Here is a 24,467-nt window from a genome sequence, read left to right as displayed (position 1 = left end):
CGACGGTCATCGACGCGCCGCTACAAGGCTTCACCTTTGATAGACCCGCACGTAATCCACATACATGTCCGCCGTGCCGTGGTAGCGGGACAGGTCCACCGGCCAGCCGCCGCCGGTGGCGAGATTGATGAGGAAGAAGAACGGCTGGGTTTTCGACAGCGGCAGCGTCTGATGACGGCCGACCTCGATGTCGTCGCAGTAATAGATCGTCTCTGTTTCTGTGATCTTGCAGCCGTAGGTGTGGAAGGCCTCGAACCACGCCGAGGGAATCCCCGCCTTGTTCATGCGGACGGGATTGTGCATCGCTTCGAAGGCTTTCTTCTCGATCGCCTTGCCTTCGTCGCCCTGATCCCAGCAATGCGGCGTCACCATGTAGGTGTCATAGGCGTTCGGCGATCCGTGACCTTCGCCGCCGTATGCCTCGATGATGTCGAGCTCATCGCACGGCACCTTGCGGCCCTTGACGTGATCCGACATGTAATCCGTTAGCAACCAGAACGCCGGCCACGTCCCGACCGCGTTCGGTCCGATCAAGCGGCACTCGAAATAACAGGGCGCCTTGGCCGTGATGCCGGTGGCGTCGTTTTTCATCGAGGAAATGATTCCCGCGCTGTTCGATTTCTCACTGGCGCGGATCCGCATGTAGGAATCCACCTGATGGAACGGATCGCCCGCTTCCCCGGCTCCGGTAAAACGCAGCGTGCTGAAATCCTGCGAACCACCGGGCGGCTTGTGATCGTAGTAAGTTGCCTTCGGGTCCTTGCTGGAAATCGAGAGCGGTTTGTTGAAGTCATCGGCGAACACCAGCGTCATGTCCTTCGCCGCGGGAGGCGATCCCTTGGGCAAGCCTTCCTTCCATGACACGCCGCCTTTGTTATAAAGCTGGAGATAGCAGTTGTCTTTGAGCGTTCCATTTTCACCGTGGAGCCGCAGCGTGACCGGACCGTGCGGATAGGCGTCGGCAGGAAATACGAACCCGCCATTTCCGTCAGCATCCAGCGTCACTGTGGCGACCGTGGAATCCGTACCGAAAACGTCGCCTTGCTTCCAACATTTCGCGGTGATGGTTTTAAAGCCGGGTGCCGACAAAGCGATCTTCGTCGCGCCCCGGATTTCCGAACCGTATTCCGGCGACGTCACCGCGATCCGTGAGCCGAGCGTCTCCGCCGCAGTTAGATCGGAATCGACGGCGATCGAGTCGAACAACAAATCACCCTGCGCCGCCAATGACTTTCCGTTTTCCGATGGCTGGCCGATGGTCAAGGTGATCGCCGTGATCGGGTAGTCGAGTTTGCCGTTCTTGTCGCCGTCCCAAGTTTCATGACCCGCATCGAGATCGATCACGACTTCCTTCCAATCCGTGAAATCGATGGTCCCGCCCTGCCCCGAGTTCTTGCTGAACTGGTGCGTCTCGCCGCTCGCATCACTCACTTGGACTCCGTAAGAACACCTCGAACCATCCCCCTTCAACCAGAACCGCAGCCGATGCACCGGAGCCTCGATCCGCACTTTATTCGGGACGCCGAGGTATTGGAAATTTCCCTCGCCGAGAAATCGGTAGTGCAGTTTCAGACAGCCCGCGCCGTCATGCGCCCCTCCGGCGGATCTTACTACAGTGGCATTTTCATTGGGAATGTTCACCACCCAAACCTTGGCCGTCAGCTCCGCTTTTTCGAAATCCTCCACCATCACCGGTGCCGCCCGCGCCGTGGAAATTGCGATCCACGGAAGCACCAAGCAAAGTCTCCAAATCGTTCTCAAGCAATAGGACATGTCGGGTCACTACTTCATTCCCAAGGCGGATTTGTCAGGATTTCCCGGGCAAATGACGGCCCCGCCCGTTTCCCCGTTTTCCGGGTTGGCAAGAACGGATTTCGCTGCATAGCCTCGCGCCCTTCGATGTCCGACAAGAACAAATTTCACTTCACCGGGATCTGTGGCACGGCCATGGGAGCCGTCGCCGCCGCCATGAAGCAACGCGGATTCACCGTCACCGGTTCGGATTCCAGCGTCTATCCGCCGATGTCCGATTTCCTCCGCGATCAGGGGATCACCCTCACGGAAGGCTACGCGGAGGAAAACATCCCGGCGGACACGGACGTCGTCATCATCGGCAACGCCATTTCCCGGGGAAACCCCGAAGCCGAGGCCGCGCTCGATCGCAAGCTGCTCTATCATTCCCTGCCCGAGGTGATGAAGGAATTCTTCCTCCGCGGGAAACGGAATTTCGTCGTCTCGGGCACGCATGGCAAGACAACGACGTCGTCGATGCTGGCGTGGATTTTCAAAAGCGCAGGCCGCAATCCCGGCTACATGATCGGCGGGCTGCCGAAAAATCTCGGCTGCGGCGCGCATTTCACCGACTCGGAATTCAACGTCCTTGAGGGCGACGAATACGACACCGCGTTCTTCGACAAGCGCTCGAAATTCCTCCACTACCTGCCCGAGTGCGTCGTCGTGAACAACGTCGAGTTCGACCACGCGGATATTTATAACAACATCGAGGAAATCAAACTCACCTTCCGCCGCCTGCTCAACGTCGTCCCGCGCGCCGGTCATGCCTACGTCAACGGCGACGAACAGAACTGCCTTGATGTCGCCATCAAAGCGCCCTGCCCCGTCACCACCGTCGGCTTCGGAGAAAACTGCGCGCTGCGCATTGAAAACGTTTCCTACGACACCGGCGGCAGCTCCTTCACCCTCGGCGGCGAATCTTACTCGGTGCCGATGACCGGTGAGTTCAATGTCCGCAATGCCGCGATGGCCGTGGCCGCCGCCACCTTCGCCGGCCTAACACCTAACGAAATCCGCGCCGGACTCGAAACCTTCGACGGCGTCGCCCGCCGCCAGGAGCTTAAAGGCGAGGCTAACGGCATCAAGGTCTTCGACGACTTCGCCCACCATCCGACCGCCATCCGCCTCGCCGTGCAAAGCCTGCGCCAGCGCCACCCGGATTCGCGGCTGTGGGTTCTGTTCGAACCCCGCTCCAACACCACCCGTCGCGCCGTTTTCCAAACCGAACTCGCCGAGTCCCTCGCACTCGCGGATTTCTCCGTCGTCGCCGCCATCCCGGACCTCCACAAAATCCCCGAAAACGACCGGCTCAATCCCGACAAACTCTCCGCCGACATCGCCCGCCTCGGCGGCACCGGCTGGTATCTGCCGGATGTGGAAACCATCGTCGCCAAGGTCAAGGAAGTCGCCAAACCCGGCGACATCGTGGCTGTTCTCAGCAACGGCGGCTTCGGCGGCATCCACCAAAAACTGTTGGCGGCCCTCGCCTGATCTGGCATCTTCCGCCCGCCAACCGTTTCTCTCATGAACGCCAGATCCATCCTCTCCAGCGTCATTCTCGTCGCCATTTCCTTCAGCCTCACCAGTTGCTTCAGCAGTTCCAAAGTGGACAGCAAGAACGAAGCCAGCGTTGGCAAGCAGCTCACCGATCTCGATGCCGCCTACAACCAAGGCATCATCACCGAGAAGGAATATCTCAAGCTGAAGAAGGCCATCATCAAGAAAAACGATTGAGTTTTCTAGCAGACCAATGACAGGGTGGCGACTTTCGAAATTGACAACTTCGCCCCAAAAGCCACAGTGCGCGCTCTTCCGATGATTTCCCGCATCTCCACCCAATCGATGTATATCGCTCCCGCCACGAGCGAGGTGCTGCACGATGCCGCGTGGAATTTCACCGTCACCCCTCGCCCGCGGCTTGCGAATTCCCGCAAAGAGTGTGTGGCGCGGCCGGATGAAATCGTGATCGGATAGAAATTTCCAACCCACCTTTCGCCCCGTCCGCCACACCGGCAGACGGGGCTTTTTTGTTTCCCATGAACACGCAACCACGCCACACGACGCTCCTGCAGGATCTCGCATCACTGCCCGGACAATACTGGATTCTCTTCAGCGGCACTCTCGTGAACCGCTTCGGGAACTTCGTGATGCCGTTCCTGGTGATCTATCTGAAAATGCACGGCCACGACGAACGCACCATCGGCTTCACGCTCGGAGCCTACGGAGCGGGCGGGCTGTGCGCTGGAATTCTCGGTGGCTGGTTGGCGGACCGGGTCGGGAGGAAGGCGACCATGCTCATTTCCTGCACCGGAGCGGCGACGTTCATGCTGCTCCTTTCGCAGGCTAACAGCGTGATCGCCCTGCTGATGACGACTTTCATGACGGGCCTGTCAGCCGGCATCTACTCACCTGCAGCAGGCGCTCTCATCGCGGACCTGATTCCGCCGGAACTGCGCGTGCGCGCCTTTGCCTGCCAACGCTGGGCGATCAATGTCGGCTTCGCGGCCGGGATGGCCACTGCGGGTTTCATGGCGAAAAAATCGTTCCTCGCACTATTCGTCGCCGATGCGGGAACGACACTGCTGCTAGGCCTGACCATTCTCATCGGTCTCAAGCCACGCCCCGCCTCAAAAGCGGCCAAAGCCAAAAGCGGTTGGAGTCATGCGCTGAAACACATGAAGGCAAATCCTCCGTTCATGATCGCTTCATCGGCCGGATTCCTGATCACCCTGGTGTTCCTGCAAATGAGCTGCACCTACAGCCTCCAAACGACGGAAGGTGCCGGTCTCGACGAACGCACCTACGGCATGCTGATGGCCATGAACGGCATCATGATCGCTTGTCTGGAACTTCCATTGATCGGCTTCACGCGGCGTTTTGCTCCGGTGAAGGTCATCGCGATCGGCTATGCTCTGCTAGGGATCGGCATGGGAATCAATTCGCTCGGTGCCACGTTACCCCTGCTGATCGTGAGCATGGCCGTTTTCACCATCGGCGAAATGATCGCCCTGCCGGTGAGCAACGGCTACATGGCCAGCCTCGCGCCGGACGAAATGCGCGGCCGCTATCAGGGAGTGATGTCCATCACCTGGAGCTCCGCCACCATGGTCGGGCCGACGTTGGGAATCCTGCTCTATCACTTCAATCCGCAGGTGCTGTGGATGGCCATCACGGGCCTGTCGTTCGTCGCCGCATCGCTGGTGCTGGCGAGCCAATGGAAGGCCGGGCGGGTGGAGCAGGAAGATGTCGATGATTCCATCATCCAAGCGGATCAATCCTGAGGATGCGGGATTGATCCGTGCGGGAAATCCGCCATCATCCCGGGTGAATCCATGATGCGCTCCCTGCTATCGATCTTTCCCGCCGCATCCGCGTTACTGGGGTTCCGGGCGAACGGCGCTCCGGTTCCTCAGCCCGCTTTCACCGAAGCGGGATTTTCCATCTGCGTGCAATGCTGGTCGCTTAAGGAGTTCGCTCTTTTCGAAGCCATCGAAATGGCGGCTGCCACCGGAGCGGGTGGGATCGAAGTCTATCCGGGCCAGAGACTCGGGGGAGATCATGGCAAAGCGACTTTCGGCCCGGACATGACGGATGATCAGGTCCAGGCCGTCATTGGACAGTTAGAGAAGCATCATATTGCAGCCGTGAATTGCGGGGTCATCGATATTCCGAAAGACGAAGCCGGAGCCCGCAGGATTTTCGAGTTCGCGAGGAAGTTCAATCTCTACGGCATCACCACCGAGTCGCTCGGCTCGATCGACATTCTCGAAAAGCTGGCTGCGGAATACGATCTCAAGGTTTGTTTCCACAACCATCCGAGACCCACCGCGCTGTGGCACCCCGACACGATTTGGAAAACGCTTGAAAACCGTCACGAAAATCTAGGCTTTTGCGCGGACGTTGGTCATTGGGCGGCTTCCGGATTGGATCCGCTGACAGTCGTTAGAAAAGTCGCGTCCCGAATCCATGCGTTCCACATGAAGGACCGGACATCAACTCAGGAACCGTCGCGGGACCAGCCATTCGGCACCGGAATCATCGACATCGCCTCCATTCTGGACGAGGTCCGGAAACACGGCTTCGCGGGCAATGTCAGCATCGAATACGAATACAACTGGACGACCAACCTGCCGGAAATCGCCCAATGCGTCGGCTACCTGCGGGCGTATTCGAAGCTGCGGTGAAATTTTGAGAAGAACGAAAGTTTCTCGACGGGTTCCGCTCCCGACCGGACGACTCTCCTGATGCCGGAATTACGGGTTCCAAGAAGATTCATCCCCGCCTGAAGTGAAATTCATGCGCCGACCCGTTCGGGGGGGCTTTTCACCTTTTCATCGGCTGGTCGGGAGACTACGTCAGTTCCATCATGAGTACGAATCAACTCGATCAACTGAAGAAAGTAACCACCGTCGTCGCCGATACCGGCGATTTCGAGTCGATGAAAACCTACATGCCGCAGGACGCGACGACCAATCCGTCGCTCATCCTCCAGGCCGCCGCCAAGCCGGAATACAAGCACCTCGTCGAGCAGGCTGTCAGCGAAATGAAGGCCACCGGCGTCACCGGCCCGGCCCTCACCGAAGCGATTATCGACCGCATCCTGATCCTTTTCGGCCTCGAAATCCTGAAAATCGTTCCCGGCCGGGTCTCGACCGAAGTCGATGCCCGCCTCTCGTTCGATACTGCGGCCACCATAGCCAAGGCACATCAGCTCATCGCCGCCTACGAAAAGGAAGGCCACTCGCGCGAGCGGATCCTCATCAAGATCGCCTCCACCTGGGAAGGCATCAAGGCCGCCGAGGCACTCGCCAAGGAAGGCATTCATTGCAACCTGACGCTGCTTTTCTCGTTCGCCCAAGCCGTGGCTTGCGCCGAAGCCGGCGTCCGCCTGATCTCACCGTTCGTCGGCCGCATTCTCGACTGGCACAAGAAGGAAACCGGCAAGGACTACCAAGGCGACGAGGATCCCGGCGTGATTTCCGTCAAATCCATCTACAACTACTACAAGAAATTCGGCTACAAGACTCAGGTCATGGGAGCCTCGTTCCGCAACAAGGGTGAAATCCTCGCTCTCGCCGGCTGCGATCTGCTCACCATCAGCCCCGGCCTGCTCGCCGAGCTGCAAGCCTCCGACGAACCGGTCACCGCCCGCCTCACCGCCGAGGAAGCCGCCGCCAGCAGCGACGAGAAAATCAGCCTCAACGAGAGCCAGTTCCGCTTCCTCCTCAACGAGGACGCCATGGCCACCGAGAAAACCGCCCACGGCATCCGCGCCTTCTCAGCGGACATCGTGAAGCTGGAGAAACTCATCGAAGGGATGATTTAACTTTCGAGGCGGTTTCATCCGCCGCCGGAATAAGGAGCCACGACACTCTTGTCGTGGATGCGAATGGGAAGACTTTGGGAAGCGCTTCGCGCGATTCAAGGACCGGGCATTCGCCAGCACCACAAAAGTGTGGTGCCTCCTTAATCCAACGGCGAGAGCAGGTGCGAAAGCGTTTCCGCGTCGATTCTGAGCTTGCTGGTTTCGTCGGAGAGAAGCGCTTCGACGAGGGCGGCCTTGTGCTTCTGGAGTTCGAGGATGCGGTCCTCAATGGTGCCGCGGCAGACGAGTTTGTGGACGAAAACGGGCTTGGTCTGGCCGATACGGTGGGCACGGTCGGTCGCCTGGTTTTCGGCGGCGGGGTTCCACCACGGGTCATAGTGAATGACGGTGTCGGCGGCAGTTAGATTGAGGCCGGTGCCGCCGGCCTTGAGGGAGATGAGGAAAATGGGAATTTCACCGGTTTGGAATTTTGCGACGAGGGTGGCGCGGTCCTGGGTTTGCCCGGTGAGTTTCAGATAGGGAATTTTCTCCGCGATCAGGTGCTCCTCGATGAGCGCGAGCATGGAGGTGAAGGTGGAGAACAAAAGAATGCGGCGACCTTCCTCAAGCAGGGTGGGCAGCAGCTCGCTTGTTAGATATTCGAGCTTGGCGGAGTGATCGACCTTGCCGGCCGCCGATTTGAGAAGCAGCGGGTGGCAGCAGATCTGACGGAGCTTGAGCAGGGCGTCGAGGACGATGATGTGGGATTGGCCGAGACCCTTGGCGGCGATGGCGTCGCGGACGCGCTTGTCCATGGCGGCGCGGACGGTTTCGTAGAGGTCGGCCTGCTCCTTGGTGAGATCGATGCCGTGGATGATTTCGGTTTTCTCCGGCAGCTCGGTGGCCACCTGATCCTTGGTGCGGCGGAGGATGAGCGGCGCGACGCGGCGGTTCAGGGCGATCTGGGCGTCGCTGGAGCGGTCCCTTTCGATCGGACGACGGAGGTGGGTGTTGAAGGTTTTCTCGTCTGATAGAAAACCGGGCATCAGGAAGCGCATGAGGCTCCAGAGCTCGCCAAGGTGGTTTTCCATCGGTGTCCCTGATAGACAAACACGGTGGGCGGACTTGAGCCGGCAGGCGTTCTGCGCGCTCACGGCCTTCGGGTTCTTGATGTATTGCGCTTCGTCCAGAACGACGACGTGCCAGTCCTGCGCGAGAAGCTGGTCGAAATCGCGGGCAAGCAACGGATAGGACGTGAGCACGATGTCGGCGTGGGCGATCTGGCTGAAATCGTCGGCGCGGTCCTTGCCCTGGAGCGTCAACACCTTGAGATGCGGGGTGAATTTCTCCGCCTCGGCCGCCCAGTTAGGAACGACAGAGGTGGGAGCGATGACCAGCGAGGGTCGTCCCGGATTTCGCTCCCGTTCGGCGGCGAGATGGACGAGCGTTTGGATGGTTTTCCCGAGGCCCATGTCGTCGGCGAGGATGCCGTGCAGGCCGTGGTCTGCCAGAAACCGGAGCCAGCGGAATCCCTCCGCTTGATAGGGACGAAGCTCGGCACGAACGCTGGCCGGGATTTCCGCCGGAGGAAGCGAGGTGATATTTTTCAGACTGCGCCCGAGTTCGGCCAACGCCCGATTGGTGGCGGAGCTGTCGATGGCCAAGGTATCGGCCACTCCGGCAGCGGCGAGCCGATCGATGCGGATCGGGCCGTCACCGTAAACACCGTGGAAAAGATGGCGGACCTGATCGACCATTTCGATCAACCGCCGGGCGGGAAAGCGAATGAAGCCGTCCTCGGGATTTTCGCAAGGCAGGGTGATGAATTCCGGGAGGTCCGGCGCATCGGCGGGCGGCAGGTCCATCCGGATCGCCGCGGCGATGACAGGTATGAGACTGACGCGGCTGCCGTTGAGTTCGCAGGCGATGTCGAAGCGAAACCAGTCGATGCCATGGTCGGGATCGGCCTCGATCTCGGGGAAAAAATCCGCCGCGTCATAGGCGGTTAGACCGGCCTTGGGATCGACCTCGATGGTCCAGCCGGCAGCGCGGAGATCGTCCATTTCCGGGCTTTTCAACAGATCGATCCACGCGAGCTGCGGCGAGGGAAGCGGCTTGGCGGGAACGCACGAATAAAGACCCGCGGTGTCCAGCAGCGCCGCCGGGATAATTTCTGATAGAGCGACGAACCCTGCTTTCATGAAGCGGGACGCCAGTTGATGCTCCGCTTTGAAATTGCGCGGCCAGACGACGCGCTTGCCGTCCACCATTGCAACGTGGTTCTGGGTGGCTCCTTTGCGGAGCGGCGTGAGCAACGGACTGTCGAGATAGCGGAAGGAAATCTGGCCGACGATGTGGCTGCGCAGATCCGTGATTTTTCCTAACAATCTTGAATGAACGCGGAGATGCGGCTGCGGGTCGGATGTCGCACGGGTCTCGGATTCGATTTTCAACGGCACCGGCAAGGCCGCGGTGGTGATCGTCGAGAACCGCTTCGAAACCACCTCAAGCTCTTTCGCTGAAACGGGCGGACCGGACAGCCACGCACTCAGGACATGATCGGGCAAGGCGCTTTCCAGAACTCCCATTTGGCCCGTGGCTGGATCGAGATAACGGGGCGGCTGCGTCGGGAGAATGATGAAACCGGGATCGGCACAACGCAGGACCGGGCGGGCGCTGCCATCCGCGGACATTTCCCAGGTGGCGTTCACGGTTTGGACCGGACCCGGCGTGATCGATCGGTAGCCGGACGGATGAAAGGCTCCATCGGTGAAATAGAAACGACCGGTCGGGAAGATTTCATCGAGAATTTCCTCCCAGCCTGATCCGGCGAACGGCATGTCATTCCACAAATGCAGGCTGCGGTAGCGCTGGTGATAGAGCGCCGTGATGAACATATCCTCACGGACCATGTATTTCGGCGGCTTCGAAGGATCCGCTCCGGCGCGGGATTCTGATATCTGGATGCTGCCGTCCTTCTGGCGGGTGCCGACCCGCATGACGAAATCATAGCTCGCGCCGTGACGGTATCTCGGTTTCTCAATGCAATAAGCGAGGAAGCGGCTGTCGGATTTTGCCAGAGGTTTGCTAACAGACACCGTGACGGCCTTGGTGGCGGTCTCGATCTGCTTGAGCCATTCGTGAAGTTCCGGTCCGATCAGAGTGATCGCACCGCTGGGTTCGTCACCGAGCTGGGAGGATGCCAGTGCGAGCAATGCCGCGGCGTGCTTGCAGGACAATCCAACCGGGCACGAACAAACCGAATCCATTTTCCAACCGCTTTTTATCGGAGTGAAGGAAACCTGCGTTCGATAGGGAGCCAGAGAATTACCTTGAACCAGCCCGAAAACAACGGCCGCGCCTCGTGCGTCCCCGTGATGAATCCCGACATTCCCGATCGCCGCTTCCGTCACATACGGCCGGCTCTTGAGCAGGGTAAATCGGTCGAAACGGCCTTGCCAATGATCGGCAGCGATCCATTCCCGAAGCCCCGGAAACCCGCTGATTCTCTGGAGATCAACTGCCATAAATCCGACAATCTCCTTCAACGCACTCCGGATCGCACGCAGGCATTCCGATGGATCGCGCTCCGTCCGAGGGATCCGCCACGCGACTCCCCGGCAATGGGAAAAGAACGGCGCGGAGAACGGGCATGGCGGGACTATTGGCGAATCCCCTTGGCTCTGCAACTCCGCAACCATCAGGGGAAAAGGAAAAGGCGGCGGGAATCACCCCGCCGCCTTTGGTAAATTGTGGTGGGCCGCCGTCGTCCCGAGCCGCTTGAATCAAGCTTGGCGCGAAACGGTGGCCACCCATAAATGCTTCACATCAGCAACATAGATATAAACGCTCCGGAGCGCGGTTTTGTTTCATGAAATTTCACCTTTTTTCCAGTCCGGCATCCGGCTCCAGTCCTGACGGGAGGGTTTGCTCGAGCCGCTGCCGCCTCAAGCCCGTAAAGACGTGAAGCGGCAGCCGCCCCGTGAGCGAACCAACGGCCGCAACCAACCGGAAAAACCTCTGCCGGTGAATCCATTCCGAGTGACAGTATTTTCACCCGGCCTTGCGGACCCGGTGATGACGTGCTAACCCGTGGGCAGATGGGAATCGCAGATCGAGATTATCAACGTAACGACCGCCGCGAGCCCTCGGGATTTTTCGCGCAGCTCACTCCCGTGGTGAAATGGCTGCTGATTCTGAACATCGGGATCTATTTCATTGAATCCGATTCAAAACCGTTCCGACATTTCGGGGCCTTCACCATTCAGTCCGCAGTATTTGAAGGAAGAATCTGGCAGTTTGTAACCTTCCAATTCCTGCATGGCAGCGCGGGACACGTGTTTTTCAACTGCCTCGCCCTGTTTTTTTTCGGGCCTTGGATGGAACGCTGGTGGGGCGGGAAAAAATTCCTGATCTTCTATCTGCTCTGTGGTGCGGCGGGTGGAGTGTTTTATTCTCTCCTGATGTTGGCGGGGGCGCTTCCGGGAGATAGCCCTTACACACCGCTGGTGGGGGCATCCGCTGGGATTTATGGAATCCTAATCGGGGTCGCGCTCACCGCGCCGGAACTGAGGGTTAGGCTCTTGATCCCACCGGTGGAACTTTCCATGCGTCAGCTTGCGATGTGGCTGATGGGGATTGCCGTAGGAACCATTCTGCTTGGGTATTTCCACATCGATCTCTTCGGACTGGTTAGTAATGAAGGAGGTCAGGCAGGCCACCTTGGTGGTGCCATTCTCGGATTTTTCCTCGTGCGCTATCCTTGGATTCTGGGATCTAACCGCGAGGTCGAAATCATCCGGCCCAAAGTGGTTGCCCCCAAGCCATTATCCAAGCTGCGGCCGCGTTCGGATCTGGAAAAAGATCAGGACACCGCGGTGGACAAAATTCTCGACAAGATTTCCCGCGAGGGCTTCCAAAGCCTCACCCAGGAGGAACGCGATTTTCTTCAGAAAGCCTCCAATTCCAAATAGTCCGCATGATGACCGACGCGCAAATGATCGAGTGTGAGGAAGCCGGCAAACAACTTGCCAGACTACGAGCGATCATGCACCGGCTGCGGGCACCCGGCGGTTGTCCCTGGGATGCGGAGCAGACGCATGAATCCATCGTGCCGAACCTCATCGAGGAAGCCTACGAAACAGTGGACACCATCCAGCGAGGCGATCACGAGCATCTCAAGGAAGAGCTCGGCGACTTGCTGCTGCAGGTCGTTTTCCACAGTGAGATGGCCGAGGAAGCCGGGCGTTTCAATCTCGATGACGTGGCCCGCGGGATCAGTGACAAGCTCGTCCGCCGCCATCCGCACGTCTTTGGCGAGAGCGATGCCGCCGATTCGGACGCCGTTCTCCAGCAGTGGGACGCGATCAAGCGCGGCGAAAAAGGCGACGAGGAAAAACCCTATCTGCACGGCGTGGGAAAAGGGCTTCCCGGATTGATCCGCGCTTCCAAGCTTCAGAAAAAAGCGGCGAAGGTCGGCTTCGACTGGCCGGTGGAAATCGGTGTGATTTCCAAGATCCGCGAGGAACTTCTCGAACTCCAATCCGCGGTGGACTCGCAGGATCTCGACGCGGTTTCCGAGGAGCTTGGCGACCTGTTATTTTCCGTGGTGAACCTCGCCCGCTTCCGCAAGATCGATCCGGAAGTCCTGATGACGGCGGCTAACAATAAATTCGAGAACCGCTTCGGTGAAATGGAACGTATCCTCAAATCCGAGAACCTCACCCTGGAAGCCGCCAGCGCCGACCAGATGGAGGACGCGTGGGAGAGTGCGAAACAGCACAAGGCCCGCTGATCACGGAGCGACGATGGCAACCGGTTTCACCGGCCCGTTAGGAAACCACTTGCCGCCGAGCTTGGTGCGCAAGGCGAGCATCCAGCCTTCGCCGGCCACGAGTTTTCCCCCGGCTTTCGTAGAGTCGAATTGGAAAGTGGTGGCGGTTGCCGGCAGGAAATTCACCTTCGTCGGCTCCAGCCAGTCGCAGCCGGTTGTCTTGATGTCGTCGATGAAAATTCCTGTGGGAAACGTCGGCGTGGCTTCATGCGTATAGATCGATCCGCCGGTGGTGAAATAACGGAAACGGATGCGAACCGGCGTGGACGACTTGGGCAGGCTGATGCTTGCCGAGGAAATGGAGGTGTCCACCGTCGTGTCGGAAACTCCTTTAATGGGAGCGCCGAGCGGTTTCCAAGTCAGTCCGCCGTTACCGGTTTTTTCGATAGAGAGCGAAGTGCCGCGGGTCATGTAACCGCGGCGGTAGGTGAAGTTCAGTTTCGCGCCGGTCTTCGCGATGATCTCGCGGTCGAGCTCGAACGTCTGCTCGGGAACCCCCCGCAGGATCGCGTCGTAGGATGTGGAGAACGTGAGGTGGAACGAGTAGGCCCCGGAGATTGGGCCGAATCCCGAATAGGACGCCATCTTCGCCAGCAGCGGATAGTTGTCGCCGGTGCCGTCGATCACCTTGGTGTTCTTCGAATTTTCCGCATCTTCGGTCCACGACGACGATTGCTTTTTGAGGGCGACGACCTGCAGCGCCTCGGCCCGCGGCGGAGGAGTTAGAGTGAACGCGCCGGAGGCGTTGGATTTCATGGTGGCGGGTCCGGACAGCTTCTGGTTGGAAAGGATGCGGTCCGGATTGATCAGCGTGACCGAGTAGCTGTAGCTGGCGGGAATGCCGTCGCCGCCAATGCCGCTCACCTTCACGTTGTAGATCGTGTCGTCGTAAACCGAGCTGGCTCCGACGGTGTCGCTGACCTGCCAGATGATCGCCGGATCGCCGTATTCGTCACTCCGGCTGATGTTGCTAACGGGAACCGGATTGCCTTTCGAATCGCTCATTTTCACCGTGGCGAAGGTGAAGTCGGCATCCTCACGGCTGAGCGACCAAAAAGGCGTGTTGAGCGCGGCCGGAAAAAATCCGGGCGATGGAAACGCCACGAATCCCACAGGCGCTGTGTCGTCGAGTTCGTGATCGTTTTGAATCACGTAGAAAATGTTGGATGGCGGACGGGTGGCCGAGCTTCCCGGCTGATCGCCGGTCGCAAAATCGGTCGCCCGCGGATAGAGGCACCAGCGGCGATGGCCGACCAGGCTGTTCCATGACGATGTCGCCGAGCCGTTGGAGATCTTCTCGATCATGTATTCGGTGATCGCGCCGGGGCCGTAGAGGCCGAAGGCGAAATTGCTTTTCGAGCAGGCGTTCCACGAGACCGTGGACCATCCTGTTAGCCCGGGTTCGGGATGGTGGGTGAGCGCGGGATCGACGCCGGTGCCGGGATTGTAATTCCGGACCAGCATCAACGCGGCGTTCTGAGCGGCCACGGATTTCTTGGTGGATGGAGCGGGCTTGAACGGGTCCACAGGATCGATGATGACCGTGGATCCCGAATTCACTTTGCCGTGGGAATTGAGACCACACATCGCCCGGAAATAGTTGAGCCGGCGCTCCACATCATCGACAAAGACGGCGGAAACATTTCCGCTATCGCCAGTGTAATTTCCATTCCACTTGATGCGCTCCTGATAACCTTCCGAAGCCTCATAAACCGCGTGCCAGAAGGCCACCACGTCGTTCCGATCCTGATTATCGACGGAAAAACCGCCGGTTTCCATCCGGGCTGATCCCGCCGGATAGGTCCCAGGTTCCCAAGCCTGCGCAAGGCAGGGGAAACTCACGACTGCACAGGCAGCCATTTGAAACCAGTTCATCTTCATGATGGCCCGATTTTAAACTTTTGCTAAATTTAATCAATACTTTGATTGAACTTTTTAGAGTTTCAGTTGTCGCACCCTCAGCGATCAAACTCGTATCGGAGGGCAGACAGGCAAAAAAGCGTGGCAGTCTCGACACGCAACACGATGGAGCCCAAGGAGATTGGCAGAAATCCAGCAGCGATGGCGGAAGCTGTTTCCTCAGTCGAGAAATCCCCTTCCGGACCGACAAGCAGGGTGGCCTGGGTAGTATCCGGATAATCTTTTAAAACTTCCCGGAATGGACGGGCTCCCGGTGCGAGTGAGGCGATGAGCTTCAAACCGGGTGTTTCCGCTTGGGAAACGATCCATTTTTCAAACGACAACGGCTCGGCGATTTCCGGGAGCGTGTCTTGGCCGCATTGCTTGCAGGCTTCGAGTGCGTTTCGCCGCCATTTCTCGGACTTGCCATCGCCCGGCTGGACGACGGTGTAACGGGTGACGAGCGGCTGGATGGCGGCGATGCCAAGTTCGACGGATTTCTGGACGATGAGGTCCATGTTTTTCCCCTTCGGGATCGCCTGAGCCAGCGTGATGGCGGGCAGCGGCGCGCGGGACGGGAGGATTTCTCCAAGCTTCAAAGCCACGCGGTCGCGGGAAACTGCGAGAATTTCCGCCGAAGCGCGGCGACCGTGGCCGTCGAAGACGATGACCGAGTCGCCGGGCTTCATCCGCAGGACTTGCGACAGATGGCGCGCTTCGTCGCCGATGAGAGCTGGCTCGGCGAGCCAAGCGTTTGGCGGGAGATAGAAGCGAGCCATGGGAATAGACTCAAGACAACAAGACGTAAGACGCAAGAAAAGAGAAGAGGGTGGGTCTGATCTTATGTCTTCGCGTCTTGTGTCTTGGGTCTTTTTTACAGATCAAAAAACCGCTTCGCCTTTTGGAAAAATCCTTCCTGCATCGGGGAGTTGTGCTCTCCGATGGATTCGGAGAACGCCCGGAGTTTTTCCTGTTGGTCGCCGTTGAGCTTGGTCGGAACCTCCACTTGCACGGTGACGTTGAGGTCGCCGCGACGGCCACCGGAAAGTGCGGGCATGCCTTTTTCGCGAAGGCGGAAAACGGTGCCGCCTTGGGTGCCGACTGGGATTTTGATCGAGGATTGGCCGTCGAGTGACGGGACCTTGAGCTCGCCACCGAGCGCCGCGACGGAAAACGGCAGCGGCACGGAGCAGAAGAGATCCGAATCGTCGCGCTCGAAGATGTCGTGATCGCGGACGTGGAGGAAAACGTAGAGATCGCCCGCAGCGCCGCCACGGACGCCGGAATCGCCATTTCCCGAAGAACGCAGACGCGTGCCGGTATCGACGCCGGCCGGGATGCGGAGCTTGATCCGGCTGTCACGCTGGACGCGACCGTCACCCTTGCAGCTCGTGCACGGGTCGGAAATCGTTTCCCCTGCTCCGCGGCATTCCGGACAGGTGGTTTGCTGAATGAAAATCCCGGCTTGTCGCGCGACAACACCGCGGCCGCCACAGGTCGAGCAGGCTTTGACGCCGCCGGAGCCTTTGGTGCCTTTCGCGCCGCAGGGTTCGCATGGGACGTAGCGCTCGATTTCAAGTTCCTTCTCAACGCCGCGAGCGGCTTCTTCGAGGGAAATTTCGAGGTCGTAGCGAAGATCGCTGCCTTTTTGTTTGCCGGAGCCACGACGTGAACCGCCGCCACCGAAAAACTCCTCGAATCCGCCGCCGAAAGCGCCGCCGAAGACTTGAGAGAAAAGGTCCATCGGATCGTGGAACCCGCCGCCGCTCGGGCGTCCGCCGCCACCACCGGAAAACGCCGCGTGACCGTAGCGGTCGTAGGCTGCGCGCTTGTCGGCATCGCTGAGGGCCTCGTAGGCTTCGCCGAGTTCCTTGAATTTATCCTCGGCCGTGTGATCGCCCGGGTTTTTGTCCGGGTGGAACTTCACCGCGAGCTTGCGGTAGGCCTTTTTGATTTCATCTGCGGAGGCGTCCTTCAAGACGCCGAGGATTTCGTAGTAATCGCGTTTGGCTGACATGAAAATTATTCCGCGGCAGTTGGGACTGTGGAGACAACGACGCTGGCGGGACGGAGCAAACGGTCGCGCAATTTGAAACCACGGCGGGTGACCTTGAGAATGCGGCCTTCCTCGCCGGTGGCACATTCCTCTTGGGCGACGGCGTCGTGGAGATTCGGGTCGAACTTGCCGGTGGTCGGGATTTCCTCAACACCTTGGGAGGAGAGAAATTCGTTGAGCTGGCGGCGAACCATGTCCATGCCGATGTAGATCATCGACTTGGTGTCCTGCGAGGCGGCCTGCATGCCCATTTCGAAATTGTCGATGACCGGAATGAGTTCTTCGAGCAGACGTTGATTCGCATAACGGATGGCGTCCTCGCGGTCGCGGGTGGTGCGTTTGCGGAGATTTTCCATCTCGGCGGCGGTGCGCAGGGAAATTTCCTTCCATTTCGCGGCCTCGGCCTCGAGTTCTTCCCACGGGTCGAGCGTGGTGGCTTCGGCGGCTGGGGCATCGGAAATCGGGTCCACCGCGGTGGTGTCCACCGGGATTTCATGCGCTTGGTTTGGATCGTTGTCGGCTTGCATGGCGGATAGGTGTAATCGCATCGGGGCGAGCGTCAACCCACTTGGCACACCGAAAGTCGAAATGCCGCGCCGCGGATCGGGTCTCAGGTTCCCATTTTCGCGGGCTGGCCGGTGGATTCGAGGACCGAGCGCCAGAGGTCGCCTGCCGGATCCACCTTGCGGCGGCCGCTGGTGACGAGGTCCATCGGCAGGTGGACGAAGCGTTGGTGCCAGCGTGCGACGACCATCCCGGTCTTGCCCGCCATCGCGGCGTGGACGGCGTGGCGTCCGAGATTGCTGCAGAAAACGCGGTCCTCTGGAGCGGCCGGCACGCTACGGATGATGTAACTGGGGTCGATGTATTTGAGATTAAGCTCGGTGTTTTTCGATTTGAAATGCGCCGAAAAGCGATCCTTGAGAAAGGTACCAATGTCGCCGTAGCGCTGATTTCCCGAGGCATCGGTGCCGAGAGCCCCCGCGTCGAACAAGTCCTGCCCTGCCCCCTCGGCCACGATCACGACGGCGTGGCCGCGCTCGGCAAGGCGTTTTTCCAACATCGCGAACAGGCCGGTTTCACCGTCCAATTGAAAAGGCACTTCCGGGATCAGCACGAAATTCGCCTCGCCGGTGGCCAGAGCGGCGGAGCAGGCGATGAAACCGGAGTCGCGTCCCATCAATTTCACCAATCCCACGCCGTTGCGCGCGCCGGCGGCCTCGGTGTGGGCGGAGGTGACGGCTTGGAACGCGGAGGCGAACGCGGTGTGATAGCCGAAACTGCGATCCATGTAGAGCAGGTCGTTATCGATGGTTTTCGGCACACCGATGACGGAAATGGGGCTCTGGCGTTTTTCAAATTCCTGATTCAGCGCGTTCGCCCCGCGCTGCGAACCATCTCCGCCGATCACGAAAACCATGTTCACGCCGAGTTCCTGAATCCGGTCCGCCATCACGGCGGCTTCCTGTTTGCCACGGGAAGACCCGAGCATCGTGCCTCCGAAATGATGGATGTTGCTAACAGACCGCGGCGTGAGTTCCATCGGTTCGTGGCCGTAGGCGGGGTTGAGTCCTTCGTAGCCGTAACGGATGCCGAGGATGCGTTTGACCCCATAGCCATAGCGGGCCTGCATCACGATGGCGCGGATGACGTCGTTGAGCCCCGGGCAAAGACCGCCGCAGGTGACGATGGCGCAGGCCGACTTGGCGGGGTCGAAGAATATCTCGCGGCGGGGGCCGGCCAGCTCGATGGATTTCAGCGGGGTGTGATATTTCAAGGCATGCTCGATGACGCTGAGGTGGTCGTTGAGCAGAATTCGGTCGCCATCTGAATGCCAGGCAGGGCCTTCCGGGGAGTAGCCGCGCTTGAGTGTCGGGGAATGAAACAAGCGTGGACCCAGGTTGCTGATCGTGAGATTTCCGTAGGCGGGAGGCGTCGTGGACATGGTTTCAGGTGCGGTTAGCAATCGGCGTGCTAATCATGGAAGAGTGTGGATGGACGGGAAAATGGGGATAAAATGACGATTTCGTGGACCATCCAACCAATTCAGCCTCTTCCGGGGTGGTGAAATCCGCTTGCCATCACGATGTGATCACCGTAACCACTCGCCCCCACTGCATTTATTTGCATCCGTGTATCTTGCTTTATGAAGTTGGCCAAGCTGCTCAATCGCGACCAGATCATCCTCGATATGAAGGCGGTGGAGCATTGGCCTGCCATCGTCGAATTGGTCGAGCATCTGGTGGAGGCCGGCCAGCTTCCCACCGATCAGCACGATGAAATGCTCGCTGCCTTCAAAGCGCGCGAAGAACAAGTCAGCACCGGCATCGGCTCGGGCGTCGCCATTCCCCACGCGTTTTCCGATCATCTCGATCATGTCATCGCGGTCTTCGGGCGGTCCAAGGGCGGCATCGATTTCGCCGCGCTCGACAACGCTCCGGTCCATTTCATCGTCCTCTTCATCGTCCCGCGGAAGGACTACCACCTGCATCTGCGGACGCTGGCGGCCATCGCGAAAATGTTCACCAACTGCGAGGTTCTCCGCCAGCTCGGCAGCGCCGCGACGCTTGAGGATATTTCCGCCATCTTCGAATCCAAGCCGTCCCGCGTGGGCGCTTGATCCCGCCGGTTTTCACCGACTTTTTTATGACGCTTCTCCAGGAACTTGAATCCCGTCTCGCCGCCGCTCTAACCGCGACGCTCGGCGAGCCCGCCACCGCCTCCGTGACGACCGCCGCGGATCTTCGGTTCGGCGACTATCAGTCGAATGCGGCGATGGTGCTAGCGAAACAGCAGAAGAAAAATCCGCGCGCGCTGGCTCAGGAAATCATCGATCATCTCGAACTAACTGATCTCGCCACCGCCGATATCGCCGGTCCGGGATTCATCAATTTCCGCATCCTTCCCACCGCCTACGCCGCGCGTGCCGCAGCGTTGATCCGCGACGAACGCCTCGGCGTCCCCGCCACCGGCGCGGGCAAAACCGTGGTCGTCGATTTCTCCGCGCCGAACGTCGCGAAACCGATGCACGTCGGCCACATCCGCTCGACGATCATCGGCGATTCGCTGGCCCGCATCGCGCGGTTTCTCGGCTTCAACGTCATCGCGGACAACCACATCGGCGACTGGGGCACGCAGTTCGGGATGATCATCTACGGCTGGAATCATTTCCTCGACGAAGCTGCTCTAACTGCCGATCCAATCGCGGAACTGGTCCGCATCTATCGGAAGGTCAACGCGCTCAAGGAAGACGAAGGCATCCTCGACGCCTGCAAGGCGGAGCTTGTGAAGCTCCAAGCCGGCGACCCGGCCAATCTCGCGATCTGGCAGAAGTGCATCGACGTTTCAAAAGCTGGATTGCAGAAAATCTACGACCGCCTCGATGTGAAGTTCGACTACTGGCACGGCGAGAGTTTCTACAACGACCGCCTCGCCGGCACCGTCGAGGAGTTCTTGGAAAAAGGCATCGCCCGCGAGAGCAACGGCGCGATCTGCGTCTTCTCTGATGGCGAAAAGCCGAAGGAGGCCGATCCGTTCCTCGTCCACAAGGAAGACGGCTGGACCGACAATCCCGCGATCATTCGCAAGGCTGACGGCGGCTATCTCTATGCGACCAGCGATCTCGCGACGATCCAATACCGCATCGACGAGTGGAAGGCCGACCACGTCTGGTATGTCGTCGGCGTGCCGCAGCAACTCCATTTCCGCCAGCTCTTCGACGCCGCCGCGCGTTGGGGGAAAACCGGCGATTTCCAACACATCAGCTTCGGCTCTATCCTCGGTGACGACCGCAAGCTGATGCGCACGCGTTCCGGCGAAAACGTCGGCCTCGTCGAAGTCTTGGCAGAAGCTGTCGAGCGCGCCGCGAAAGCCATCGCCGAGAAGAACCCGGATCTGCAAGGCGAGGAGGCCGCGCAGATCGCGGAAACCGTCGGCATCGGCGCGGTGAAATTCGCCGAGCTCTCGCAAGGCCGCCTAACCGACTATGTTTTCTCATGGGACCGGATGCTCGCGCTGCAAGGCGACACTGCTCCCTATCTGCAATACTCGCACGTCCGGATCCGCTCGATTTTCCGCAAACTCGACGGCCCGTTCGATGCCACCACGGCGGAAATCCATCTCAACGAAGACGCGGAAATCCACCTGGTGCGCCTGCTGGTGCGCTTCGGTGAAATTTTGCCGACCATCCTCGATGATTTCCGTCCCAATCTGCTGGCCAACTATGTGCTGGAACTGGCCCGCGCGTTCCACTCGTTCTTCGAGGCCTGCCCGGTGCTGAAAGCGGACGAACCGATCCGCTCCAGCCGTCTGGCACTCTGCGACCTCACCTCCCGGACCTTGAAAACAGGCCTGGGTCTGCTAGGAATCGAAGTTCCGGAGCGGATGTAACGCGCAGCCCCGTAGAGACCGAAACAGCTCTCGAAGATCTGGGACAGATTGCGGATTGCATCGCCCTTGATGATCCTGTCGCGGCCAAGCGATTGATCCGAAACCACTGACAGGAGCGTGCGCGGAGTCAGGCAACGCATGTTGACAGAGAGGGGCGCAAGACGGAACGGATCACGGCTGCAAGTGCGGCGGCATCCGGCGAGGCGATCACGTGCAACATATCATGAGGTGGCAGACCGCAAGCCTCGGTGGCGATCACCGGAACACCGCTGGAAAGCGCGAGCAGCGCGAGACGGGGTTGGTGTTCGATCCACGCGGGAAGAACCAAGGCCGATGCCGATGCGAGGTCGCTCGCCTTGCCGCGACAGCAATCCAGTCCCACAAAGGGGTCGGCGGCTCCTTCATCGGCCGCTCCGAGGAAGCGCAGTTCCGCGTCAATGCCGGACTTCAGCGCGGCTGCCAGTTCGAAGGCGCCTTTGCGGCCGAGCTTGGACGCGGGGAAAAGCAACGAAGGCTTTCCCGCGACAGCGAAGCGGGGCATCGGGTCAGGCATTTCCCATGGGATCAACCAGGCGCGCGCGCCGAAATGGGCCGCCAGCGCCAGGTGCGGCGTGATCAGGCGTCCGGCGGCGGCGAGAGCCTCCCGCTCGGCACGCAGCAAATCCTCATCGGCGCGGAAGTCGCCCAATGTGGTGGATTGCGGATGTGCGACCCTTGCCTGGTCGAGCCGCCGTTGCAGTTCCTCCATCGGCCAGCGTTCTAACAATACATCGAAACTCCGGCCACCCAGCACGCCGAGCCGCCAAATATGCGGCAGGAGATTCTGGGAAATCACCACATGACGGCATTTGGGATCGAGCATCGACGCGTAAGTCCGCGCGATTTCCGCCTCGCCCTGGATCAGGACCTTTTGCCTGCGGGCTCCTTGGGCGGGCAGCCGGCGCTGGCTCCATGAACGCCGCAGCGCGGCAAGCGTGGCGTGACGCACCACAAGGCCAACTGGCGCGGACCACTGGTAGTTCGGCTTGTGCCACTTACGGCCGTCCATGGGTGTGAACCACCGGTCTCCGGGTCGCGAGTGTTCCGCGCACCAACGATCGAACTCAGGCCAGTGCGCGTCTAACAAAAATACGGAATGCCCCAGCGCCGGAACGTTTTCGTTTACTGCGGACGGGTGGCGGAAACACCCGGTCATGCCGCAGGAAAGGCAATCACCGGAGGGCAGCGCGCGAGGCGCGGAAAACGGCAAGGGCACAGGTGTCTCCGGTTGCTGAGAACCGGAAATCGCCCGGATACGAACCACCAGTTCGGTTGCGGTAAGTTCCGTTTCGATGCGCCATGGCAGTTGGCTGCGGAAGCGCAGATCCACATAGTTCCAGAAAACCGTGGCATCCAGATCCTGTTCGGCCTGGGAACCCGGAACCACGCGCGAGTGGCCGTGGCGTTCGATGATTTCGAGGCCTGCTTCAAGCGCTGCCTGATAGAGCAGGCCGCTGAGCTGGCAGAGTCCGCCACCGATGGCAGGGACGATGCAGCCTTCGCGCAGTTCGCGTCCGGAATGGTAACCTTTGCGCCGGGTGGTCCGTCCGAGCTGCCGCCAGAAGCTAATCACTCCGCCCGAAGGGATTTCCAGGCCGTGAAACGCGCGGGCGGCGATGCGCAGGTTCTCGACCTTTCCAGCAGTTAGATCAAACTCCCCCGGGCTCACCTCCCGCCACAATGGCCCACGTTTCTCGGCGACCACCGGAGCATCTATCAGCGCCTGTGCCTTGCCGTATGCTGCGGGACGTTTGCCGAATTCGGCGAAGCCCCGCCGCAGTTGAAACAAGCGGGTTTTCACATGAAACGCGATGGCCTGCCAGCGGTGGGGCGTTTCGCGATCGGGTGTGTGTTGGTCCATGGTGGCTTGAGTTCGGCGCGTGTCCTGAGACGGAAAAAATGATCCCTCATTCATTGGGATTCATTCATCTGAAGCGCTCTCCTTTTCCGAGAAAAGCACCCAAAAGCCCATTTGATCCGCCGCGGCGGCGATTTGCTTGAGGCGTGATGCAAAAACGGCATCCGACGGCTTCGCTCCCATTGGCAACTCCACATCCAGACCACGTAAACACTGATACACGCTCCCATATTCGCTGACAGTCACCTGGAGTTTTCCATGTTCGTCGCGCTTTGCTCCTTCAGGCGGCACGGCAAACGCTTTGAGCAGCGTGGGGAAAGGAACCCGTGTTCCTCCAAGATGAAACTCCCCGCTTTCATTCATGCGGAGTGTGGTGACGCGTCGGTCTTTGAATAGCTCGTAGCGGACGGATTCGACGCTGATGACGGAATCTCCGTCATGCAACACGGCGATGCGATCCCGGGACAGTGCAATGACGTATCCATCTTCCACGCCGCAGGTGCAGTCATTCCATGTCACTGGAAGAATGTTGTTGTATCGCTTCGGACACTGCGGCGACTTCGCGCGGATTTCGCGCCACTGCTCCGGAGTGAGGGTGAAAGTGCCGAGCGTCTGGGTTTCCTCGATCTGCTCCGCCGTGAGCGAGACGATGGTGTGTGCAATGGTAACTTCACCGGTTTTGTGGTTCACCGGAATGCCATCAGCGAGGACGAGCGTGGCATTGGCGAAGAGAGATGTGATGATGAGCGTGATGGTTTTCATTGGTTCAAGCAGGTGACCTGTCAATTGACCTTGTACTCGGCACGGATGATGGTGATAATATCCTTCTCGTAGGATGAGGTGTCGTTGTTGCCCTCGTTGGAGGTCTCGGTGGAGTTGGCCGGGTTGATATTGATGATTCCCATCGAGGAATCCACGAGCGGTCCGATGCCGGTATTGCCAGCCGAGCGCAGGATGTTCTCCGCGCGGTTGCGGGCATCCTTGGCGGCCTCTGCCAGCATCTCCAGCTTGAGTTCGCCGAGGCGGGTATAGTAATAGTTCGGCGCATTGGAGGTCACGAAGACGCCCTGTTCCAGCAGCGAAGTGATCTCGCGCGAGGCCTTCTCAATCTGCGGCACGTTAGAAGAACTCACGGATACCACCTGCATGGCGCGGAAGCCGGCGGACTTGCGGGTTTCCGTCCGCAGGGGCACGGTGGTGCCGGGAAGCACCTTGTCCTCACGCACCATCTCGAACTCCTCGGTGATGCTGGCGGACTGGGTCTTGATGTCGTCCGGCTTGATGCCCTGGGCTT

General features: G+C 59.6%; 20 protein-coding genes. 10 read left to right on the top strand and 10 right to left on the bottom strand.

What is annotated here, in order from left to right; genetic code table 11:
- Positions 1-30 precede the first annotated feature (30 nt).
- Positions 31-1,773, bottom strand: coding sequence for a family 16 glycosylhydrolase (locus ABIQ96_RS20245; protein ID WP_348216452.1), 1,743 nt, complete (start codon positions 1,771-1,773; stop codon positions 31-33).
- Positions 1,774-1,899: 126 nt separating this feature from the next.
- On the opposite strand from ABIQ96_RS20245, the gene mpl reads away from it, so the two are divergent.
- The 6 genes from mpl to tal all read left to right on the top strand — a co-directional run bounded on the left by mpl (position 1,900) and on the right by tal (position 7,120).
- On the top strand, positions 1,900-3,285 hold the full coding sequence (gene mpl, locus ABIQ96_RS20240; protein ID WP_348216451.1) for a UDP-N-acetylmuramate:L-alanyl-gamma-D-glutamyl-meso-diaminopimelate ligase: 1,386 nt from the start codon (positions 1,900-1,902) through the stop codon (positions 3,283-3,285).
- A gap of 33 nt (positions 3,286-3,318) precedes the next feature.
- Entirely contained in the window at positions 3,319-3,528 is a 210-nt protein-coding gene (locus tag ABIQ96_RS20235) for a hypothetical protein (RefSeq protein WP_348216450.1), read from the top strand.
- A gap of 81 nt (positions 3,529-3,609) precedes the next feature.
- Positions 3,610-3,768, top strand: coding sequence for a hypothetical protein (locus tag ABIQ96_RS20230; RefSeq protein ID WP_348216449.1), 159 nt, complete (start codon positions 3,610-3,612; stop codon positions 3,766-3,768).
- A gap of 62 nt (positions 3,769-3,830) precedes the next feature.
- Positions 3,831-5,075, top strand: a complete 1,245-nt coding sequence (locus tag ABIQ96_RS20225; protein WP_348216448.1) for an MFS transporter — start codon at positions 3,831-3,833, stop codon at positions 5,073-5,075.
- A 51-nt stretch (positions 5,076-5,126) separates the two neighbouring features.
- A complete protein-coding gene (locus tag ABIQ96_RS20220; RefSeq protein WP_348216447.1) occupies positions 5,127-5,978 on the top strand; it encodes a sugar phosphate isomerase/epimerase family protein in 852 nt (283 codons plus the stop codon).
- A gap of 182 nt (positions 5,979-6,160) precedes the next feature.
- Positions 6,161-7,120: a transaldolase gene (gene tal, locus ABIQ96_RS20215; protein ID WP_348216446.1), complete on the top strand. Its 960-nt coding sequence runs from the start codon at positions 6,161-6,163 to the stop codon at positions 7,118-7,120.
- A gap of 140 nt (positions 7,121-7,260) precedes the next feature.
- Here tal and ABIQ96_RS20210 read toward each other — a convergent pair whose 3' ends face one another.
- Positions 7,261-10,626, bottom strand: coding sequence for a DEAD/DEAH box helicase (locus tag ABIQ96_RS20210; protein WP_348216445.1), 3,366 nt, complete (start codon positions 10,624-10,626; stop codon positions 7,261-7,263).
- Between the two features lie 573 nt (positions 10,627-11,199).
- Here ABIQ96_RS20210 and ABIQ96_RS20205 point away from each other — a divergent pair.
- On the top strand, positions 11,200-12,072 hold the full coding sequence (locus tag ABIQ96_RS20205) for a rhomboid family intramembrane serine protease (protein WP_348216444.1): 873 nt from the start codon (positions 11,200-11,202) through the stop codon (positions 12,070-12,072).
- Positions 12,073-12,077: 5 nt separating this feature from the next.
- Positions 12,078-12,893, top strand: coding sequence for a nucleoside triphosphate pyrophosphohydrolase (gene mazG, locus ABIQ96_RS20200; RefSeq protein WP_348216443.1), 816 nt, complete (start codon positions 12,078-12,080; stop codon positions 12,891-12,893).
- Here mazG and ABIQ96_RS20195 read toward each other — a convergent pair whose 3' ends face one another.
- The 5 genes from ABIQ96_RS20195 to ABIQ96_RS20175 all read right to left on the bottom strand — a co-directional run bounded on the left by ABIQ96_RS20195 (position 12,894) and on the right by ABIQ96_RS20175 (position 18,832).
- The gene (locus ABIQ96_RS20195) at positions 12,894-14,792 is read right to left on the bottom strand and encodes a hypothetical protein (protein WP_348216442.1); all 1,899 of its coding nucleotides are present in this window, start codon (positions 14,790-14,792) and stop codon (positions 12,894-12,896) included.
- A gap of 98 nt (positions 14,793-14,890) precedes the next feature.
- On the bottom strand, positions 14,891-15,610 hold the full coding sequence (locus tag ABIQ96_RS20190) for a 16S rRNA (uracil(1498)-N(3))-methyltransferase (protein ID WP_348216441.1): 720 nt from the start codon (positions 15,608-15,610) through the stop codon (positions 14,891-14,893).
- A gap of 95 nt (positions 15,611-15,705) precedes the next feature.
- Positions 15,706-16,848, bottom strand: a complete 1,143-nt coding sequence (gene dnaJ, locus ABIQ96_RS20185) for a molecular chaperone DnaJ (RefSeq protein ID WP_348216440.1) — start codon at positions 16,846-16,848, stop codon at positions 15,706-15,708.
- A 5-nt stretch (positions 16,849-16,853) separates the two neighbouring features.
- Complete coding sequence (gene grpE / locus ABIQ96_RS20180; RefSeq protein WP_348216439.1) at positions 16,854-17,414, bottom strand: nucleotide exchange factor GrpE; 561 nt, start codon at positions 17,412-17,414, stop codon at positions 16,854-16,856.
- An 83-nt stretch (positions 17,415-17,497) separates the two neighbouring features.
- Entirely contained in the window at positions 17,498-18,832 is a 1,335-nt protein-coding gene (locus ABIQ96_RS20175; RefSeq protein ID WP_348216438.1) for an ATP-dependent 6-phosphofructokinase, read from the bottom strand.
- A gap of 201 nt (positions 18,833-19,033) precedes the next feature.
- Between ABIQ96_RS20175 and ABIQ96_RS20170 the strand changes: the two genes are divergently transcribed.
- Together ABIQ96_RS20170 and argS are read left to right on the top strand one after the other, a co-directional pair.
- Positions 19,034-19,507: a PTS sugar transporter subunit IIA gene (locus ABIQ96_RS20170; protein WP_348216437.1), complete on the top strand. Its 474-nt coding sequence runs from the start codon at positions 19,034-19,036 to the stop codon at positions 19,505-19,507.
- A gap of 26 nt (positions 19,508-19,533) precedes the next feature.
- Positions 19,534-21,276, top strand: coding sequence for an arginine--tRNA ligase (argS, locus tag ABIQ96_RS20165; RefSeq protein WP_348216436.1), 1,743 nt, complete (start codon positions 19,534-19,536; stop codon positions 21,274-21,276).
- A gap of 127 nt (positions 21,277-21,403) precedes the next feature.
- On the opposite strand, the gene ABIQ96_RS20160 is transcribed toward argS, so the two are convergent.
- From ABIQ96_RS20160 to ABIQ96_RS20150, 3 genes are all read right to left on the bottom strand, one after another.
- Entirely contained in the window at positions 21,404-23,176 is a 1,773-nt protein-coding gene (locus ABIQ96_RS20160; RefSeq protein WP_348216435.1) for a VanW family protein, read from the bottom strand.
- 60 nt (positions 23,177-23,236) lie between these two features.
- Complete coding sequence (locus ABIQ96_RS20155) at positions 23,237-23,935, bottom strand: hypothetical protein (protein ID WP_348216434.1); 699 nt, start codon at positions 23,933-23,935, stop codon at positions 23,237-23,239.
- A 20-nt stretch (positions 23,936-23,955) separates the two neighbouring features.
- Positions 23,956-24,467 (bottom strand): SIMPL domain-containing protein (locus ABIQ96_RS20150; RefSeq protein ID WP_348216433.1); only part of this gene is annotated, 512 nt, incomplete at its 5' end.

Source organism: Luteolibacter sp. (assembly GCF_039920825.1).
Lineage (GTDB): Bacteria > Verrucomicrobiota > Verrucomicrobiia > Verrucomicrobiales > Akkermansiaceae > Luteolibacter.
This window is presented reverse-complemented; position numbering and strand designations above follow the sequence as displayed.

Bases quoted from the DNA above. Each gene is read 5' to 3' on its own strand.
- ABIQ96_RS20230 (WP_348216449.1), top strand. From the start codon at position 3,610: ATGATTTCCCGCATCTCCACCCAATCGATGTATATCGCTCCCGCCACG.
- ABIQ96_RS20160 (WP_348216435.1), bottom strand. From the start codon at position 23,176: ATGGACCAACACACACCCGATCGCGAAACGCCCCACCGCTGGCAGGCC.
- ABIQ96_RS20220 (WP_348216447.1), top strand. From the start codon at position 5,127: ATGATGCGCTCCCTGCTATCGATCTTTCCCGCCGCATCCGCGTTACTG.
- ABIQ96_RS20190 (WP_348216441.1), bottom strand. From the start codon at position 15,610: ATGGCTCGCTTCTATCTCCCGCCAAACGCTTGGCTCGCCGAGCCAGCT.
- ABIQ96_RS20205 (WP_348216444.1), top strand. From the start codon at position 11,200: ATGGGAATCGCAGATCGAGATTATCAACGTAACGACCGCCGCGAGCCC.
- ABIQ96_RS20210 (WP_348216445.1), bottom strand. From the start codon at position 10,626: ATGGCAGTTGATCTCCAGAGAATCAGCGGGTTTCCGGGGCTTCGGGAA.
- dnaJ (WP_348216440.1), bottom strand. From the start codon at position 16,848: ATGTCAGCCAAACGCGATTACTACGAAATCCTCGGCGTCTTGAAGGAC.
- ABIQ96_RS20175 (WP_348216438.1), bottom strand. From the start codon at position 18,832: ATGTCCACGACGCCTCCCGCCTACGGAAATCTCACGATCAGCAACCTG.
- ABIQ96_RS20155 (WP_348216434.1), bottom strand. From the start codon at position 23,935: ATGAAAACCATCACGCTCATCATCACATCTCTCTTCGCCAATGCCACG.
- ABIQ96_RS20225 (WP_348216448.1), top strand. From the start codon at position 3,831: ATGAACACGCAACCACGCCACACGACGCTCCTGCAGGATCTCGCATCA.
- ABIQ96_RS20245 (WP_348216452.1), bottom strand. From the start codon at position 1,773: ATGTCCTATTGCTTGAGAACGATTTGGAGACTTTGCTTGGTGCTTCCG.
- ABIQ96_RS20170 (WP_348216437.1), top strand. From the start codon at position 19,034: ATGAAGTTGGCCAAGCTGCTCAATCGCGACCAGATCATCCTCGATATG.
- grpE (WP_348216439.1), bottom strand. From the start codon at position 17,414: ATGCAAGCCGACAACGATCCAAACCAAGCGCATGAAATCCCGGTGGAC.
- ABIQ96_RS20235 (WP_348216450.1), top strand. From the start codon at position 3,319: ATGAACGCCAGATCCATCCTCTCCAGCGTCATTCTCGTCGCCATTTCC.
- ABIQ96_RS20195 (WP_348216442.1), bottom strand. From the start codon at position 14,792: ATGGCTGCCTGTGCAGTCGTGAGTTTCCCCTGCCTTGCGCAGGCTTGG.
- mazG (WP_348216443.1), top strand. From the start codon at position 12,078: ATGATGACCGACGCGCAAATGATCGAGTGTGAGGAAGCCGGCAAACAA.
- mpl (WP_348216451.1), top strand. From the start codon at position 1,900: ATGTCCGACAAGAACAAATTTCACTTCACCGGGATCTGTGGCACGGCC.
- tal (WP_348216446.1), top strand. From the start codon at position 6,161: ATGAGTACGAATCAACTCGATCAACTGAAGAAAGTAACCACCGTCGTC.
- argS (WP_348216436.1), top strand. From the start codon at position 19,534: ATGACGCTTCTCCAGGAACTTGAATCCCGTCTCGCCGCCGCTCTAACC.